General features: G+C 47.1%; 16 protein-coding genes. 7 read left to right on the top strand and 9 right to left on the bottom strand.

Annotated elements, in window-relative coordinates; genetic code table 11:
• Window positions 1-100: 100 nt before the first annotated feature.
• The gene (locus KGF65_RS02125; protein WP_105923849.1) at window positions 101-625 is read right to left on the bottom strand and encodes a GNAT family N-acetyltransferase; all 525 of its coding nucleotides are present in this window, start codon (window positions 623-625) and stop codon (window positions 101-103) included.
• Window positions 626-786: 161 nt separating this feature from the next.
• On the opposite strand from KGF65_RS02125, the gene KGF65_RS02120 reads away from it, so the two are divergent.
• A complete protein-coding gene (locus tag KGF65_RS02120; RefSeq protein WP_216747957.1) occupies window positions 787-1434 on the top strand; it encodes an SDR family oxidoreductase in 648 nt (215 codons plus the stop codon).
• Between the two features lie 92 nt (window positions 1435-1526).
• Here KGF65_RS02120 and KGF65_RS02115 read toward each other — a convergent pair whose 3' ends face one another.
• Window positions 1527-2420, bottom strand: a complete 894-nt coding sequence (locus tag KGF65_RS02115) for a LysR family transcriptional regulator (RefSeq protein ID WP_101873062.1) — start codon at window positions 2418-2420, stop codon at window positions 1527-1529.
• Between the two features lie 127 nt (window positions 2421-2547).
• Between KGF65_RS02115 and KGF65_RS02110 the strand changes: the two genes are divergently transcribed.
• The gene (locus KGF65_RS02110) at window positions 2548-3321 is read left to right on the top strand and encodes a sulfite exporter TauE/SafE family protein (protein ID WP_216747956.1); all 774 of its coding nucleotides are present in this window, start codon (window positions 2548-2550) and stop codon (window positions 3319-3321) included.
• Window positions 3322-3754: 433 nt separating this feature from the next.
• On the opposite strand, the gene KGF65_RS17240 is transcribed toward KGF65_RS02110, so the two are convergent.
• From KGF65_RS17240 to KGF65_RS02100, 3 genes are all read right to left on the bottom strand, one after another.
• Complete coding sequence (locus KGF65_RS17240; protein WP_080390157.1) at window positions 3755-3886, bottom strand: hypothetical protein; 132 nt, start codon at window positions 3884-3886, stop codon at window positions 3755-3757.
• A gap of 75 nt (window positions 3887-3961) precedes the next feature.
• A complete protein-coding gene (gene dapA, locus KGF65_RS02105) occupies window positions 3962-4831 on the bottom strand; it encodes a 4-hydroxy-tetrahydrodipicolinate synthase (RefSeq protein WP_216747955.1) in 870 nt (289 codons plus the stop codon).
• A gap of 7 nt (window positions 4832-4838) precedes the next feature.
• Complete coding sequence (locus tag KGF65_RS02100) at window positions 4839-6005, bottom strand: aminotransferase class I/II-fold pyridoxal phosphate-dependent enzyme (protein WP_101873065.1); 1167 nt, start codon at window positions 6003-6005, stop codon at window positions 4839-4841.
• A 99-nt stretch (window positions 6006-6104) separates the two neighbouring features.
• Between KGF65_RS02100 and KGF65_RS02095 the strand changes: the two genes are divergently transcribed.
• Window positions 6105-7478 carry a PLP-dependent aminotransferase family protein gene (locus KGF65_RS02095; RefSeq protein WP_216747954.1) on the top strand — a complete coding sequence of 458 codons (1374 nt, stop codon included), beginning with the start codon at window positions 6105-6107 and terminating at the stop codon, window positions 7476-7478.
• 267 nt (window positions 7479-7745) lie between these two features.
• Here KGF65_RS02095 and zwf read toward each other — a convergent pair whose 3' ends face one another.
• Window positions 7746-9233: a glucose-6-phosphate dehydrogenase gene (gene zwf / locus KGF65_RS02090; RefSeq protein WP_050339640.1), complete on the bottom strand. Its 1488-nt coding sequence runs from the start codon at window positions 9231-9233 to the stop codon at window positions 7746-7748.
• Between the two features lie 123 nt (window positions 9234-9356).
• The gene (locus tag KGF65_RS02085) at window positions 9357-9704 is read right to left on the bottom strand and encodes an SdpI family protein (protein WP_003639409.1); all 348 of its coding nucleotides are present in this window, start codon (window positions 9702-9704) and stop codon (window positions 9357-9359) included.
• A 320-nt stretch (window positions 9705-10024) separates the two neighbouring features.
• Between KGF65_RS02085 and KGF65_RS02080 the strand changes: the two genes are divergently transcribed.
• Window positions 10025-11188 (top strand): MFS transporter, encoded by a 1164-nt coding sequence (locus KGF65_RS02080; RefSeq protein WP_056952440.1) that lies wholly within the window; start codon window positions 10025-10027, stop codon window positions 11186-11188.
• 126 nt (window positions 11189-11314) lie between these two features.
• Complete coding sequence (locus KGF65_RS02075; protein ID WP_105923851.1) at window positions 11315-12907, top strand: sodium:proton antiporter; 1593 nt, start codon at window positions 11315-11317, stop codon at window positions 12905-12907.
• 279 nt (window positions 12908-13186) lie between these two features.
• Here KGF65_RS02075 and nrdI read toward each other — a convergent pair whose 3' ends face one another.
• A complete protein-coding gene (gene nrdI / locus KGF65_RS02070) occupies window positions 13187-13672 on the bottom strand; it encodes a class Ib ribonucleoside-diphosphate reductase assembly flavoprotein NrdI (protein ID WP_050339638.1) in 486 nt (161 codons plus the stop codon).
• 261 nt (window positions 13673-13933) lie between these two features.
• Window positions 13934-15304 (bottom strand): hemolysin family protein, encoded by a 1371-nt coding sequence (locus tag KGF65_RS02065; RefSeq protein WP_216747953.1) that lies wholly within the window; start codon window positions 15302-15304, stop codon window positions 13934-13936.
• Window positions 15305-15542: 238 nt separating this feature from the next.
• Here KGF65_RS02065 and KGF65_RS02060 point away from each other — a divergent pair, with 238 nt between their 5' ends.
• Both KGF65_RS02060 and KGF65_RS02055 read left to right on the top strand, forming a co-directional pair.
• A complete protein-coding gene (locus KGF65_RS02060; protein WP_050339634.1) occupies window positions 15543-15884 on the top strand; it encodes a hypothetical protein in 342 nt (113 codons plus the stop codon).
• A 28-nt stretch (window positions 15885-15912) separates the two neighbouring features.
• Window positions 15913-16332 (top strand): Hsp20/alpha crystallin family protein, encoded by a 420-nt coding sequence (locus KGF65_RS02055; protein ID WP_088770921.1) that lies wholly within the window; start codon window positions 15913-15915, stop codon window positions 16330-16332.
• The last annotated feature ends 132 nt before the right edge of the window (window positions 16333-16464 follow it).

Here is a 16464-nt window from a genome sequence, read left to right as displayed (position 1 = left end):
AAACTGGTGGACATCCGAGATTGATTGAATGTCCACCAGCTTTAGTTTAGAAATCAGCTGAAAATTAAGAAATTTATTTTTGAAATCAAGGGGGCAGTCGCTACGGTAACAGAATCTGATAAGCATTCCGCGCCTCATCTGGTTGATGATCAATGTAAATCACGCCGCGGTAGTCAAAGCCGGCTTTGGTGATAACGTGTTGCATCCGTTTGTTTGACAGGTGAGTGTCAATGCGGATTTGGCGAAATCCGAGTTGATAGCTGATGGTCATTAAATTACTGAAATAAAAATCGGCTAAATGCTGTCCATGGTAGCCATTTGCGATGGCGATGCGATGGATTGAAGTGTAACGATGATGAGTCGTTTCTTTCCAGGAGCCATCGCTGATCTGAGCATAGTTGGGGTCCGGTGTGGTCAGTAGCGTCGCGGTTCCGGCAATTTGGCCGTCGACGATCAAGACCCATGCGAGTTTGGCATCAATATCCGCTTGAAGGTCCACTGATTGGGGATAGCCATCTTGCCACTGAGGAATCTGGTCAGCGGCTAGGGCCGTTTTGGCTTGTTCAGTAATCGCCATCATGGCTGGTAAATCTGCACTGGTGGCTTGACGAATGTATTTTGACATAAGAATCACTACTCTCGTTTAGATGCACACATTATAAGCCAATTCATTAACCTGGACAAATCAGGAACACAATAATTCTTTTTTGACGGGGTAAGTTTTATAATAGAACTTATATAATGAACTGATGTCAGTGAATTGATAATGATGATAGGAGTGACTCGATGAAAGTCTTTGTAATTGGTGCCCATGGTCAGATTGGTAAAAAAATCGTCTCAAAATTGGTGGCTCAAGGCGATCAAGTCTACGCCGGTATTCGACAACCTGAACAGGCGGAAGCCTTTGAAGATGCGGGTGCTGAACCCGTCCAGTTCAATTTGATGGCTCAGCCTGAAGACTTAGCCTTGGCTTTCAAAGGGATGGACGCCATCGCCTTTTCGGCTGGTTCTGGTGGTCAGACTGGTTACGATATGACGCTGATGATTGATTTGGACGGTGCCGTCAAGTCGATGGAAGCGGCCGAAATTGCCGGCGTTAAACGTTACGTCATTATTAGCGCCGAGTTTACCCCAGACCGCAGTCGGTGGCCACGTGCATTACAACCTTACTATGTCGCAAAGTATTATGCCGACGAATGGTTGAAGACGCGCACTCAGCTGGACTATACGATCCTGCAACCAGGAACGTTGTTGAACGACGCTGGAACTGGTCAAGTAACGGTCAATCCGGAAGTGGGCGGCGAAATTACTCGTGATGACGTTGCGACCTTCACCGTGCAAGCCTTGCGGACACCCGCAACGATTGGTCAAACGATTGCGTTAATCAACGGAACGACGCCAATTGAAACCGCAGTGCAACAAGCTGCTAAGTAATATCATGATAACTAAGAAAACTCACGGTCATGCGACGATGGATTTTGTCGGATGATCGTGAGTTTTTTGATTCTCGCAACGTCACCTCAAACTTAAACCGACCAGTCCACCGATTGAAAGGCCGCAATCAAGTTAGAGCGGAGCGCGGCCTGGGTCGGACTAAATTGCATCTCGCGGCGATAAGCGACCCCAACATTAAACGTTGGTACCTCGCTATCAGCTAAGGCGATGCGGGTCAAGCCTGCCGGTAGTGCGACGCAATTACTGAGTAGAGCGATTCCCATGTGGTTACGAATCATATTCAAAATACTACCGATTTCGTTAGATTCGAAGACTACATTAGGTCGAATATGATGCTGCCGACATAATTGGCGAAATGCTTGGCGGTGGACAAAATTGTCCTTCAAGGCGACAAATTGCCGTTCTCGTAAGTCTTTAAAGTGCACAGTTGCCGCTTGAACCAAAGGGTCGTCCGTCGCGACAATAATACTGAATGCCTGCGTATCAAATGTCGTCAGTTGAATCGCTGGGGCATCGAAAACATTGAGATAGGCTAAGACGGCCAGGTCTAATTGTCCGTTTTGGAGGCTTTTCAAGGCTGCTAGTGATCCTTGACTGACGGGCTGAATTTGGTTGAAAAGCGTGGTTGGGAGTTGACTGGCGACGCGCGGAAAATAATTAATTTCGATAATCGGCGGCATTCCAATCACCAGCTGGTCGGTGGTGGTATGGGCGACTTCTTGACGCATGAGTTGGGTCTCCGCCAGTATTTTTTGGGCATGCTGTTGGACTTGCTGCCCCGTCGTGGTGAGTTGTACCGGCAAGTGCGGATTGGCGCGAATCAGTAACTGAGTGCCTAATTCACGTTCTAGTCGTTTAATCGCCGCAGTGATGGTCGGCTGACTGACGTGAAAACGGGTGGCGACTTGTGAAAAACTTTTGAGCTCAGTGAGCACGAGATAATATTGCAATTCTTTAATATTCATTGATAATCCCTTATATAACAGTATTTTGATAACTAGTATTATGAATTGCTATTATAACATGTTTATTTGACTATGCTAATCGTTGTGACTATGGTAGGACTATTAAGAGAGAAGGGAACGTTGCAAAATGTTCGCGTATGGCACATTGATTATTATTTTAATTGTTGTTGGTATCGTTGCCGGAATCGTTAGTACTGCCGCTGGCTTGGCGTCGCTGGTCTCATATCCGGTGCTATTGGCTTTGGGCCTGCCACCGGTGACGGCCAATGTGACCAATACGGTTGGCTTAGTTTTTACGAGTTTTGGCGCCGTACCAGCGTCGCGGCGTGAATTACGAGGGCACGGCCGCGAGCTCAAAGTTTTATTACCACTGACGTTGATTGGCAGTATCGTCGGCGCCATTTTGTTATTTGTGATTCCCGCCGCGACTTTTGCCAAAGTGGTGCCGTTTTTCATTTTAGTCGCCGCCGTGTTAGTTTTGATTCCACGGCATATTCACGTTAAGCAGCCGGGAGAAGTCGTCGTTACGCCCAAATGGGTCACGGCATTGGCCTGGCTCGGGATTTTCCTAGTGGGGACGTCCACCGGTTACTTCGGTGCGGCTGGTGGCGTCCTGATGTTGTCGATTTTATCGTTTATTAGTGATACGCCATTTGCGGTGTATAATGCGCAGAAAAATCTGGCGTTGGGACTTGCGAACATCGTGTCGGCCGTTGTTTATGGCTTGCAGACACCAATCAAGTGGCACTATGTCATACCTTTGGGAATCGGCTTTTTGATTGGTGGTAGTCTTGGACCACACATTGTTCGACATGTGCCTGCTCAGTTGCTCAAAATTGTGATTGGCATTGGTGCGCTGGGATTAGCGGCTAGCTTGTTCAAGTCGGCGTATGGACTGTAATGTAGTTTTGCTGTAAATTGTGGCTGCGGCTCCAATCGGGTGTAACACACTGGCGTTTAAATGATTCCAGCTGAATTGTGGTTACAAAATGCAACTTAAGTGCTATAAAAAATGAAGCGTGGCGCCGGATGCTAATTCAAAGCCATACCCATGGACTAGCAGCGCCCAGAAACACCGTACCATCAAACGTTTCACGTGAGTCAATAAAATCGGCGTTGTTAGCATTTCCCTCGAATGTTGACAACGCCGTTTTTTTAGCTGCGGTAACAATTCAACATTCAGGTCTAGTAATTTAACAGTCATATCTGCCAAGTTTCATGTACAATCAGCCGGCCGTTGCATTTAATACATCAACACAAAAAATCGCAATCATCTTGAGTCACGTCTCAAAATGATCGCGATTTTTGATTGGTCAAGTCGACCACCACTAATATTAGTCATGATGGCGTGACCGTGTGCCGAGAAAATAGGCGCCCACGGCTAGCAAAATCAAGAAACCGATGATGCCAAAGGAGCCACCCATCCACATGAATGGCATGCCACCTGTAAAAGCCCAACTACACATATTTGGTCACCACTTTTCAATATTGATTCTAAGCTCAGTATACGCCAGATGCACGTGATAACCAATCGTTTTGCATTAAGCTAGGCAGTTGAGTAGTTGACGTTGCTCACTGGTCGATAGCGGTAGGATTGGCAAGCGCGGTGTGCCTACTCGATGGTGTTGTGCGTTCAGGGCGGCCTTGACCGGTGCTGGTGAGGGCTGATTAAAGAGGGCGGTCATTTTTGGAATCAGTCGGCGCTGGATTTGGGCCGCTTCCGCAACTTCGCCTGTCGTTAAATGAGTGCGCATCGCTGCCATTTCGGACCCAAATAGGTGACTGGCGACAGAAACAACGCCTTGTCCGCCGTAGACCAACGCCGTCAAGGTCTGTGCGTCCTCGCCGGTGTACACGAGAAAATCGTGGGGCGCGTCCTCGATGATGGCTGCCAGTTCCTCGTCGGTGCCACACTGTTTGACCGCGACAATATTCGGATTTTGCGCTAACGTCAGAATCGTTGAAACGTTCATTTTTACGCCGACGCGTCCGGGAATATTGTAGATCATGACTGGGAGGCCACCCTGTTCCGCAATCGCCGTAAAGTGGGCGAGCATCCCAGCCTGATTCGGCTTGTTGTACGGTGGTACGACGACTAGCGCGGCGTCGATACCGATAATTTGGCTGACGATGTGGGTGAATTTAATCGTTTCAGCGGTATTGTTGCTATCAGTGTTGGCAATAATTGGCACGCGGCCGTGGACAAAACGGGCGGTCCGTGTATATAAGTCGCGTTTTTCGGCAATGCTTAACGTGGGGCCTTCGCCAGTCGTACCGCCGACGACTAGACCCTCAGTCCCGTTTGCCAGCAAATATTCGATGAGTTGTTCAAGTTGCTGGTAATCAATGTGGTGCTGTTCATCGAACGGCGTGACCATCGCGGTGATGATGTGGGCGCTTGATAATTTCATGTTCTGTTTACTCCTGACTAGCGGTTTGGACCCGCCATAATGCAAGTTGATTCATACTTTCACGTAGGACTGATTGGCTGGCGGCGTAGCTGATTCGAAACCAACCTTCACCACTGGCCCCGAATGCGGAGCCGGGAACGACGGCGACATGGGCCTCGTGAGCGAGCCGGGTCGCAAAGTCCCAACTTGAGCCTTCAAAATCAGTCGGCAACTGCACGAAGATGTAGAAGGCGCCGGTCGGATAAATATAATTGAGGCCAATCTCACTGAGTCGCTTGACCATATAATCACGCCGCTCCTGATAAACGGACCGCATTTCGGGGCCATCATCCAAGCCATTGGTCAACGCTTCAATTCCAGCGGCCTGACTAATTGAACTGGTCGAGGTCACGAGGTATTGGTGGGTCTTCTTCATCTCGGCAATCAGGTCGTGCGGGGCTAAAATAAAGCCCAGTCGCCAGCCGGTCATCGCATGTGATTTTGAGAGCCCGTTGATGGTGATCGTTTTGCTTGGATACAAGGTGGCAAAGGCGGTGTGCGCTTGCTCGTAAGTCAGTTCGCTGTAAATCTCATCACTGATGACATAGATACCAGCGGCGGCAATCACCTTTTGGAGCGCTTGCAGTTCGTCTCGGGTGTAGGTGACGCCAGTTGGATTGGTCGGGTAATTTAAAATCAACGCTTTGACGTGGTCGAGGACGTGCTCATCCAGTGCCGTTTGCAGCGCGGTCGGTGTTAATTTATAGCCGGTCGTGGTGGTATCGATGGGAACTAACTGTGCGTTGGCCATGGACACGACCGGTTCATAACTCGTATATGCCGGCGTCGGTAGTAGTACTGCGTCGCCGGGGTTCAGAATCGTTAGTAACGCCGTGGCAACCGCTTCTGTTGCACCGACCGTGGCAATGATTTCTTCTGGGTCATAATTTAATTGATATTTTTGATTAAAATAAGTACTGGCCGCGTGCTGCAGGGCGGCGAAACCCATCAATGGTGAGTAGTGGGTCCAATCATCACGAATGGCGGCAATGGCCGCCTTTTTGATGTGTGCGGGTGTCGGTAAGTCGGGCTCGCCAACGGTTAATTTGAGAATGTCAGGAATCGTACTGATGGCTTCGTCAAAGCGACGGATGCCAGAGACTTGAATTTGCTGGATACGGATATTCGTTTGCATATTGAGACCTTCCTCTCTTGGTGATTACCGTCTATAATAGGGGATAATTGTCATCTGAAAAATAGACAATTTTGACAAAAATGAAAGGACAGTTGTCAAATGCCACTAAATCGCTCTGAACGAACGCCAATGTACCTGCAACTTTACCGGCAATTACGTGCTGATTATGATGACACGCGGGCCAATCAGCCGCTCTGGTCGATTCGTAAAATGGCGCAAAATCTCGGCGTCTCGAAAACGACCGTCGCGCAAGCCTATGATCAGCTGGTTGCGGAAGGAATCGTCTATAGTGTTCCTGGTAGCGGCTATTATTATCGTGACCAGGCGGATTGGTCACCGGACCAACCAAGTACGGATCAAATTGTGGCCCCTAAGACACCCATCCCGGTTAAATACGATTTTCGTTACGGCGTGACCCAACTGTTGTCCCAAAGCTGGAATGCATGGAAACGCGCAGTGCGCTTAGCCCTCCGACAAACGGAACAGCAACCGACCGCCATTTATCCGGATGCCCAGGGCTTGCCAGCATTGCGGGCGGCACTGGTGCGGTTTCTTAAAACGACGCGGGGCGTACACGCTACCCCGGAGCAAATTGTGATTACCAATGGCGCCAAAGCGGGTCTCGGCATTTTACTGAGTATTTTACCGCGCGCCACACTCGGTATCGAAAATCCGGGTTACCGGGGATTATCGGACTTAGCTGCCAGCTATGGTCATACGGCGGTGAATATCCCGGTAACTGCCGATGGACTGGATCTTGCGACAGTCCGGCGAGTGAATCCGCAAGTCGTTTATACGACTCCCGGGCATCAATTTCCATTAGGCGTCGTCCTACCGATTGAACAGCGGTTGGCATTGTTGAAGTGGGCAGGGGATGACCACCTGATTATTGAGGACGATTACGACAGCGAATATCGGTATCGTGCGCATCCACTGCCGGCGCTCCAGTCATTAGCGGCGGCCAACCAAGTCGCATACCTGGGCACATTTTCGCGCGGCATTGACCCGACGTTGCGGATGGGATACCTGGTCTTACCACCACGGCTGGTCTCGGTCTATCACCAACACTATCAGTATCAGGCAGAAATGGTGGCGGGCCTGTTGCAGCAGGCGATGGTCAATTACTTTGATGATGGCGCCTACTATCGGCATCTGAGTCGTAATCGTAGTACGAATCGGCAAAAATATCGCTGCTTGTGTGATCAGCTCAAACGAAGCAAACAGATTCGGCCCATCATGACGGGGGCAGGGGTTCATTTGGTCGTTCAGATTCCAGGTATCGACCAGGCGACTTTACTCACAGCTTTGGAACAACAGCAAGTGCGCATCTATCCACTCAATTCCAATTGGACGGCCATGCCCTCAGCCGACTATTATTTGTTGGGCTTTGCGGGGCTGACACTGTCAGATTTAAAGGTCGGTGTTCAGCGACTGATGCAAGTCTGTGAACGGCTGAGTGCGACGGGAGCGTAATCCTAGTTTAGCTTAGTCATTGTCTGGGCAGGGGCGATGAGTAGTTGGTTTGGCAATCATGCAAACGAGCGGGTCTGCACCGACTAATGAGCCGCAAGTCAACTGATGCCTATGTTGGGCCTTAATCGCTGTTAATCAAGCAAAACGGTGGGGGCTACCTAACAAGCAAATCGAGGCCCGCAGTCGCACATTTCGTACAAAAAAGGTTGGCATCACTCACAGCGAGTCATGCCAACCTTTATTTGTTCAGTAATTTAAATTAATACTTTAGTTCCGGTAAACCCAACGATGACCGTCTTTGTGCAAGAGTTCATCGGCGGCGTCTGGGCCCATTGTCCCAGGCCGGTAGTTAGGGAAGTCCGGTTGATGTTCGTCCCAATACTTCTGAATGACATCGACGAATTTCCACGAATCAGCAACTTCTTGCCAATGGGTGAAGTTCGTAGCGTCACCATTCAGTGCATCGTGTAGGAGCCGTTCGTAAGCTTCTGGACTGCCCGCGGTCGCTTCAGCGTCGTGGGAATAGTTCAGCTTGACCGGTGTCGTTGCAAAACCTTGGCCGACTGCCTTGGCGTTCATCCGTAATTCAAACCCTTCCGTTGGTTCAACGTTGATGGTGAGAATATTTGGATCAAGACGGGTTGACGCATCATCATTTTCAAGCACATCTTCGTGGTTGAAAATGTTAACGACTGGCCGCTTGAAGACCACGTCGATCCGCGTGAACTTGTCAGCCAAACGCTTACCAGTCCGGACGTAGAATGGCACACCTGACCAGCGATAGTTGTCGATCATGATCTTACCGGCAACGAAACTGTCGGTGTTGGAATCTGGTGAAATTTTATCTTCATCACGATAAGCCTTAACGCCGTCATCGCCAGCACCATATTGCCCACGAACAAAGTTAGTTGCCACTTCTTCAGGCTTCAATGGCCGTAAACTCCGCAGTGCCTTGACTTTTTCAACATCAATGTCTTTTTCAGTGAATTCGACGGGTTGATCCATCGTTAATAGACTGAGAATTTGTAAGATGTGGTTTTGGACCATGTCGCGCAAGGCCCCGCTATTGTCATAGTAGACGGCCCGTTCTTCGACACCGAGCTTTTCACTCAAGGTGATTTGCACGTTGTCGATGTAGCGGTTGTTCCATAGTGATTCCCAAATATTGTTACCAAACCGAATAGCCGTGATATTTTGAATCATTTCCTTACCAAGGTAGTGGTCGATCCGGTAAATCTGGTCTTCATTGAAGGTCGCCGTTAAGTGATCATTCAATTCTTTAGCACTGGCGTAGTCATGACCGAATGGCTTTTCAATGATCACCCGGTTGAACCCATTGTCCGTTAAGATATTTTCAGAACGCAAGTGTTGCGCGATCGTCCCGAAGAAATTGGGGGCCATCGCTAAGTAGAAAATCCGGTTGCCCTGTAAACCATACTGGGCGTCCAACTTTTCTGATAACTTTTTCAGGGTCATGTAGTGTTGCGCATCAGTCACGTCATGTGATTGATAGTAGAAATGGCTGGCAAATTGGTCGACGTCTTTTTGGTCAGCGTCTAAATCAGCCAGTGAGTCACTAATGACTTCGTGATAATGTTCATCAGTCCATGGACGACGCGCCGTGCCAATCACGGCAAAGTGGTCCTGGAGATAACCTTTTTGATATAGCTTAAATAACGACGGATATAATTTCCGTTGGGCAAGGTCACCAGTTCCACCAAAGATGGTGAATAAGGCAATTTTTTCTTTACTCATCAATTTCACTTCTTTACTTAGAGTATTTTAAACTGAAACATGCTTGTCAATTGTTATTTAGGATAAACTACCAGTATCAATATTAAGCAATTAATCGAAATGGTCAATTATAAAGCACTGGAATTACGATTGCGACTGTTTAGGAAACTGTAATTTCAGTTCGTGTTCGGTGGCCATGTTTTGAACAATTAGGCCAACTGCCAAGGCAATGGCCTGAAACTTGAAGCTTTGTAATAGGGCAATCTGGAATAAGCCGCCAGCCAGAGCGCCAATTAATAAAATGGAGAAAATTTCGATACCAACCATTGAATAAAAGCGCTGTGCAAACCGCCACGTCTTCTCGTTTTGGATGGCGCGTCGTGACATATAGCCCGCCAGTGAGCGCATTTTTGGCATGCGGACGCGTTGATAAATCCAAAGCAGCAGAATTACGAAGAATCCTAACGCTAACCCAAAGCTATTATTCGCCATGTTGTCACCTCAATTGTTTGTAAGTTACACTTGTTGGCAGTGTTTATTATATTATAGCAATCATTAGGGGTATGAGTCGACAATCAGGTTCAAAAACCGGACATTTCAATTTTAATTTTTTTGATAAATCCGAGTTATTATCGCAAAATGTGTCTTGGTTCGGCCTGCTGAACAATCCAGCGGTGTCCTGACTTATATCGGAAAACTGAATGGAGGGACTGCTGAGGCTGATGGGTGGTAAACCCGGCCGAGTAGCGTATACTAGCTAGGGATAGTTTTGACAATGAGTTAACTAAATTATTTAGAACTGAGGTGAGCGGATGCAAAAAGAAGTTCGGTTGCGGTGGCTCTTTTTGGCTAACTTGCTGAACAACGCGGGGGCGGCCTTCATGTGGCCACTCACAACCATCTATATGCATAATTATTTGAAACAGAGCCTGACTTTTTCAGGCATTGTGCTATTTTTGATGTCGATGGCGATGATTGCCGGCAACTACTTAGGTGGACACTTGTTTGACCATTGGCGGCCATACTTTACAGCTTTACTGGGTGGCGGGATTTCAACCGTCATGCTGGCAACGCTGATATTCTGGCATAGTTTATGGCCATACGCGATCGGGTTAATTATCGTCGGCTTTGGTGATGGTATCAGTATGACGGTCGTGAATGCGTATGCGGCCACGGTGACGACGAGGTCTAATCGGTACGTCTTCAATATGTTGTACCTCGCCCTCAACGTCGGCGTCGTTATTGGGACGTTACTCGTCGGCTACTTGCTAGACTTAGGCATTAGCGTGGTCTTCATCGTGACGACGATTTGTTATCTGGGATTGATGGCGATAACGATCAGTACCTTCAACGTGACACCGGCGCACCGGACAGCGACGGCAACAACTAAGGCTGCGGATACGACTCCCAGTAATCATCGTCAATTGATCTGGATGATCTGCCTGATGATTTTTACGATTTATCTCAGTTATGCGCTGTGGGAGAGTATTTTGTCCGTACACATGACCAACTTAGGAATTCCGTTCAGGCGCTATAGTGAAGTCTGGACGATCAATGGCTTGCTGATTATCGTCAGTCAACCAATCGTGTCGCTATTTAACGAGCGGTTCAAAATTGGCACCCAGATTGGCTTTGGAATTACCTTATTTGCGTTGTCGTTCTTAGGACTCGTTTTTGCGCGCCAATATGTTGATTTTATTATTATCATGGTCGTCTTGACGATTGGTGAAGTGATTGGATTGCCAATCGCACCAGCATGGGTCGACGACATGGCGGCGGATGATCAACGCGGCAAGTATCAGGGCCGCTATAACATGGCATTATCGCTGGGCCGGGCCGTGGGACCACTGTTCGGTGGGATGATGGTGGCCCAATTCTCATACTCGTTGCTATTTATCACGGTGACGGTTTTGATGCTCGGAAGCTTGGCATTAGTGTTATGGCGCGCACGCCGTGAACATTTATTAAACGGTTAGGCTGTGCGATTAAAATGCAAATCAGCTTTCAGAGCCAGTCACTCTGGAAGCTTTTTTACTTCGATGACCAGACAGATAAGGCTATGCAAGGGCATCTAAGTTAATTATTGAAAATGGGGTGAGTACGTGAACTTAATGATTTCGACCTTTATTTTAGTCATCGCAGCTGTTGTGAGTATCTTTATTTCCCGGGTAATACCACAAATCTCGGTCAACTATCTTAGCCTGTTAGTGGGAATGGTCCTGTTTTGTGTGCCCATCTTAGGGAACCACATTGAAAAATTCAATTCTGAGATTTTCATCGGCCTAATTGTTGCACCGTTACTATTTTTCGAAGGTCAAGCAACGCGCTTGAATGTCGTCGGGCAGGAATTCAAACACATTATTCAAACAACGGTGGTTTTAGTTATTCTGGCGATGATTGTTGCGGGCTTTAGTTTAGCCGCACTGGGCGTCGTTAGTTTGCCATTAGCTTTTATTCTCGCGGCAATCAGTACACCGACGGATGCGACGGCAATGGAATCCGTGACGAATGGTCTAGAAATGCCGACCACTGAGGGCACCTTCTTGAAAATGGAGTCGCTATTCAACGATGCTTCCGGCATTATTTTATTGAACATGGCTGTCTTATGGTATGCCAACGGTTATATCAATTACGGCCAAACGATGATGGATTTTATGATTTCAGCGGGCGGTGGCGTGCTGTTCGGGTTTGTTAGTGCCTGGATCCTGGTGCTGTCACGCCAGGTGTGGCTTCGGTCCTCGTATAATGCCTTGAATGCGTCATTGTTAATTTATATTATTACGCCTTTTATTTTGTATTATGCTGCCGAAGCCCTGCACGTGTCTGGAATTATTGCCGTGGTCGTTGCGGGGTTGGTACACAATGCGGAAGCCCAGCGGAGTCGACTACTCAATTCGCAGCAAGTACATTTTGCCTTCGACTTAGTCAGCATGATTACCGAAATATTCAACAGCATGGTATTCGTGGTGCTAGGCTTTATGTTTATTCAAATTTTGGTGAACGACCACTTTGGACATGGCTCCCTGAACTTTTTGATGATTGGGGTTGTCCTGTATGTCAGCACGGTCTTGGTTCGGTATGTTTACGGCCGGTTACGGTTAAATTTCAAAAATCGCCCAGCTTGGATTTTTTCCCTAGGTGGTGTACACGGGGCGGTGACCTTGGCGTTGGCTTACACCTTAGCGGATACGGCAGTTGGGCGAACGGACTTTAGTCTAGTGCTGATGGCGGCTAGCACCTTGATTATTCTGAGCATGGTGGTCCCAACGATTATCTTTCGGTGGCTCTTAAAACCCGCCATCACGGATGATGAAGCAACCAGTGAGATTGATAAAATTCGTGTTGAAATGGTGCATCAGGCCATTGATACGGTCCAAAAAATGTACTTGCCGGCGAACGTGAAACAGTCCGTTATTTTTGATTTGATGACGCAAAAGCAGCGGACGCGAACGCGTGATTTTACGCGTGCCTGGTTCGATGTCGTCCGCCATCCTGAATTTACGGGGGCGGAAAAAGAACTGGAAATGCGCGCATTTATGAACGCCTTAGCACGGGAACGCGACTATTTGGACATGATTTCGCAGCGCGAAGTTAAGTATCAAAAATACGTGTTCAAATTATACAACGAAACACTATTAGCTGAATCACTGATCATCGGGCCAACGATTTTTGATAAGGATAAGCCCAACGAGTAAGGCATAGGCCGATTGTGCTAGTTAATGCGTCACGGATTCTGATTTAAAAGTGCCGATAATGTGTCTTATTATTCGTTCGCCGATGATCGTCCAGTCGGGAACCCGTGGGAATGGCGAGTGAACGAGACCTATTCTGGCGCAATTGGCTATCGAGCATTAGGTAATTTGAGCTTCATGTCATTGGTAAATCAACATCAATGCCATATAAGTCGTCGCACAAACAAAAAAGGTCCTAGCAATCGCATTAGACGTGCGGTTGCTAGGACCTTTTTGAAATCGTTAGAGTGGTTGGTTATCGCGGTAAGCTGCTAAGCGTTCCTTGATGACATTGTAGATGCGTTCGGTATCGACCGAAGTACCACGAAGTTCATAGTCGGCGATGAAATCGGTATCAAGTTGTTCAGCGTAGCGCCGAGCAGTCAGGCAATACTGTTCGTTGAAGTTCCGGTTACCAGAGCCAACAACGCCTAAGCAGTAGCGTGAATTTTGGTCATAGTTCAAATATTCACCGAGAACGTTGGTCATTAATTCTTTGACCCCGTTGTCAATGCCGTTACCACCGTCGAGGTAAGTTGGGACGAAGGCAAAGTAGGGTTCAGTCTCAATCTCGAACTCAGATTGTTCGGTAATTTCCTTTAAATTAACTAATGGATTGCTATCATCAGCGGCATGCTGGGTCTTGGCGTAGTCTTGCATACCGGTGACAAATGAGCGGGTGTTTCCTTCGATGGAAATATAAATAATATTAATCGTTGATTCACTCACAGTCGTTCCTCATTTCTGTTTTTACATTAGTCTTAGTTTACGCTGGGCACTAGTTAATTGCAAACGACGCGGGTTCCGAATCGCCTAAGTTTAGGCGGATAAATGGCGGCTTAAGGGAAATTTAAAGTTTATTAAATGAGAAAGTCGTGGGTCCACCAATAGCGCCCTGAAATTTACGTGAGTAGGCCAGACCTGCAACCCGTCTAGATAGTCATTGATGTCACAAAAAAACCACCCAGCAACGTGGCTGAGTGGTTCTATCTAGTTAGCTTGTTCTTGGTCATCATTGTCATCAGGAGTGGCTGGGGTCGTTGGTGAACTGACCTCAAACCAGTTGATGTAGGCATTTTCAAAATCAAGCGCTTTGAAATTGAAGTTGCCGATTTGAATGGTATCACCAGCTTGAATTTTCGGGAAGTTGTCCAGAATGTAACCCGTCAATGTAACGACATCTGAATCCTCAAATTCTTGTAAGTCGGTCTTGAAGTACCGTTCAAAATCATAAATCGTCATTTTTCCGCTAATGCGGTAAGTGCCATTGGCTTGCTTTTCGATGTATTCGTTCGACACATTATCGATTTCATCATTGACCGTTCCAAATAATTCTTCATAAATATCTTTATCGGTCACGATACCACTGGTCCCACCATACTCATCGACAACCACCACGATTGGGGTTTGTTTGTCGATCATTTTCTGGAGGATCGCTTGAATCGGTGTCGTTTCTGGAATCGTAATGATGTTTCGTAATAACTTGTTGACGCGAATATCATCGTCGACTTCACCTTGGCAAATCAAATCGTAGTTGTAGACGTAACCTAAAATCTTATCCTTATCGTTGTTGGCAACGACGGGTAGGCGACTGAAGCGTTTCTGTAAATAAACGCGAATCGCTTGCTTGACGGTGTCATTGATATCGATGACGACCAGTTGCGTCCGGTCGATCATGATGTCTTTGGCAATTTTGTCGTTGAACTCAAATGCCCGTTCCATGTAAAGATAATCGTTACGTTCCAACTCACCGCCAGTCACGGCGTTACGTGATAAGTTCAGGATTTCAGCTTGCGAATAGACGTCGTTGTCTTCGTTCGCCACTGGAATCCCTAACATTTTGACCACGCCAGCCGATGAAACGTTGAGTAACCACACGAATGGGTAGAAGACTACGTGGAACCACCGTAATGGCGTCGTAATGACCGCCATGACTTTCAACGGCATATCGATCGCGATGTTTTTCGGTACGATTTCGGTCAAGACGACTTCCAAGTAAGTCAATAGGAAGACCCCAACTACGATACTGATTCCCCGGAGGACAGTCGTTGAAACGGAGAGGTTGAAGATTGATAAGAAATCGAGAACAAAGTGTTCAGTGGTTTGTTCACCAATCCAACCTAAGATGATTCCGGCTAATGAGACCCCGACTTGAGTTGTTGAGAGGTACTCGTTCAGATTACGAACCATGTGAAGTGAAGTTGCAATCCGTTTTGACGGTTTATCACGCTTTTTTTGTTCTTCTTCGAGGGCGCTGGGTCGGGTCTGAACGAGTGCAAACTCACAGGCCACAAAGAACGCCGCAACGAAGAATGTAATGACAATAATGACTAAATTAACAATTATCTGGCCACTGTCCAAAGAAACATTCCTCATTTCATAATATTAGTTACTTTGATTATAACGCGAAGTAGCTTATATTATAAGGCTTATCCCCGTTTTTGTCAGCCCTTGAGATAGTGATGCAATTGGTAAGTCAAGTTTGAAAAGGGAAAAGTCAGGCCGAATATCAGCGAATTTACTGGAAATGAGAAAGATAGTTAACGTTTTCAAAAATTGGTGCTAAACTAAAGGTATATCAAGTAAAGGGAGATCTTCAATGATGCCAGTAGAAACGAAAACTAAGATTCATGAGGATTCGAAGAAATTGGTTTATCAAGATAGTGATGTCAACAAAGCGATGGATTTAATTCGTGACCATGGTTACGTGACCCGTGCTGATTTTAGTCAAATGGCCGATGCCGATTGGGCCCAAGGTTTTGGGAAAAAGATTGAAGCCGCTTTCTTAAAGGTCGACGGCGAAGACCCATATATCTACTTCGAACAATTTGACTTCAAGGGTGGCGACATTGATTCAATTATTTTCGATATGGATCAAGTCGGCACACGTGACCATGCCTTAGATTTACTTGCTGAAGCCATTCACCAACAGGCTTACTAAACTTTGATTTGAGACGGAGGTTATTCATATGCGCCAGCAATTATTAGGTCATCACTTAGATGATTTGCTTTACCCAGCAAGATTATTAAAACGTGCCCACCGCGAGGCAGAGAACGTTTTGAATGCCCATGTCGGCATGAAGACTGACGTGGTCGAACACGATGATGATTACACCGTAACAGCCGAATTACCCGGTTTTGATAAGCAGGCGATTACGGTGAACTATGCTGACGAATGGTTAACGATTCGTGCGCATCGCTCACAGGATGATCGTAACGATGATGGGCGGATGTTGCATCGTGAACGAATGGATGCAGACTTCACCCGGAAGTTCCATCTTGCCGATGTGGTGCGTGATCAAATTCAAGCCCACTACCAAGCAGGACTACTGACGGTGACGCTACCGAAAAAGGTGGCCGATTCGGCGGGCAAGATTGAAGTTCAATAAGAATATCAGTTCATGTTGTGCCTTGATGGTGTGACACTCAGTTTAACGATTAAACGTGAACTAGCTTTGGAAATGAATTAATTTCTGAAGCTAGTTTTTTTGCACTCACGGATCTGTTGAGTCCGCTACTGC

Origin of the sequence: Lactiplantibacillus sp. 30.2.29 (genome assembly GCF_018991255.1) — a bacterium.
GTDB lineage: Bacteria > Bacillota > Bacilli > Lactobacillales > Lactobacillaceae > Lactiplantibacillus > Lactiplantibacillus pentosus.
This window is presented reverse-complemented; position numbering and strand designations above follow the sequence as displayed.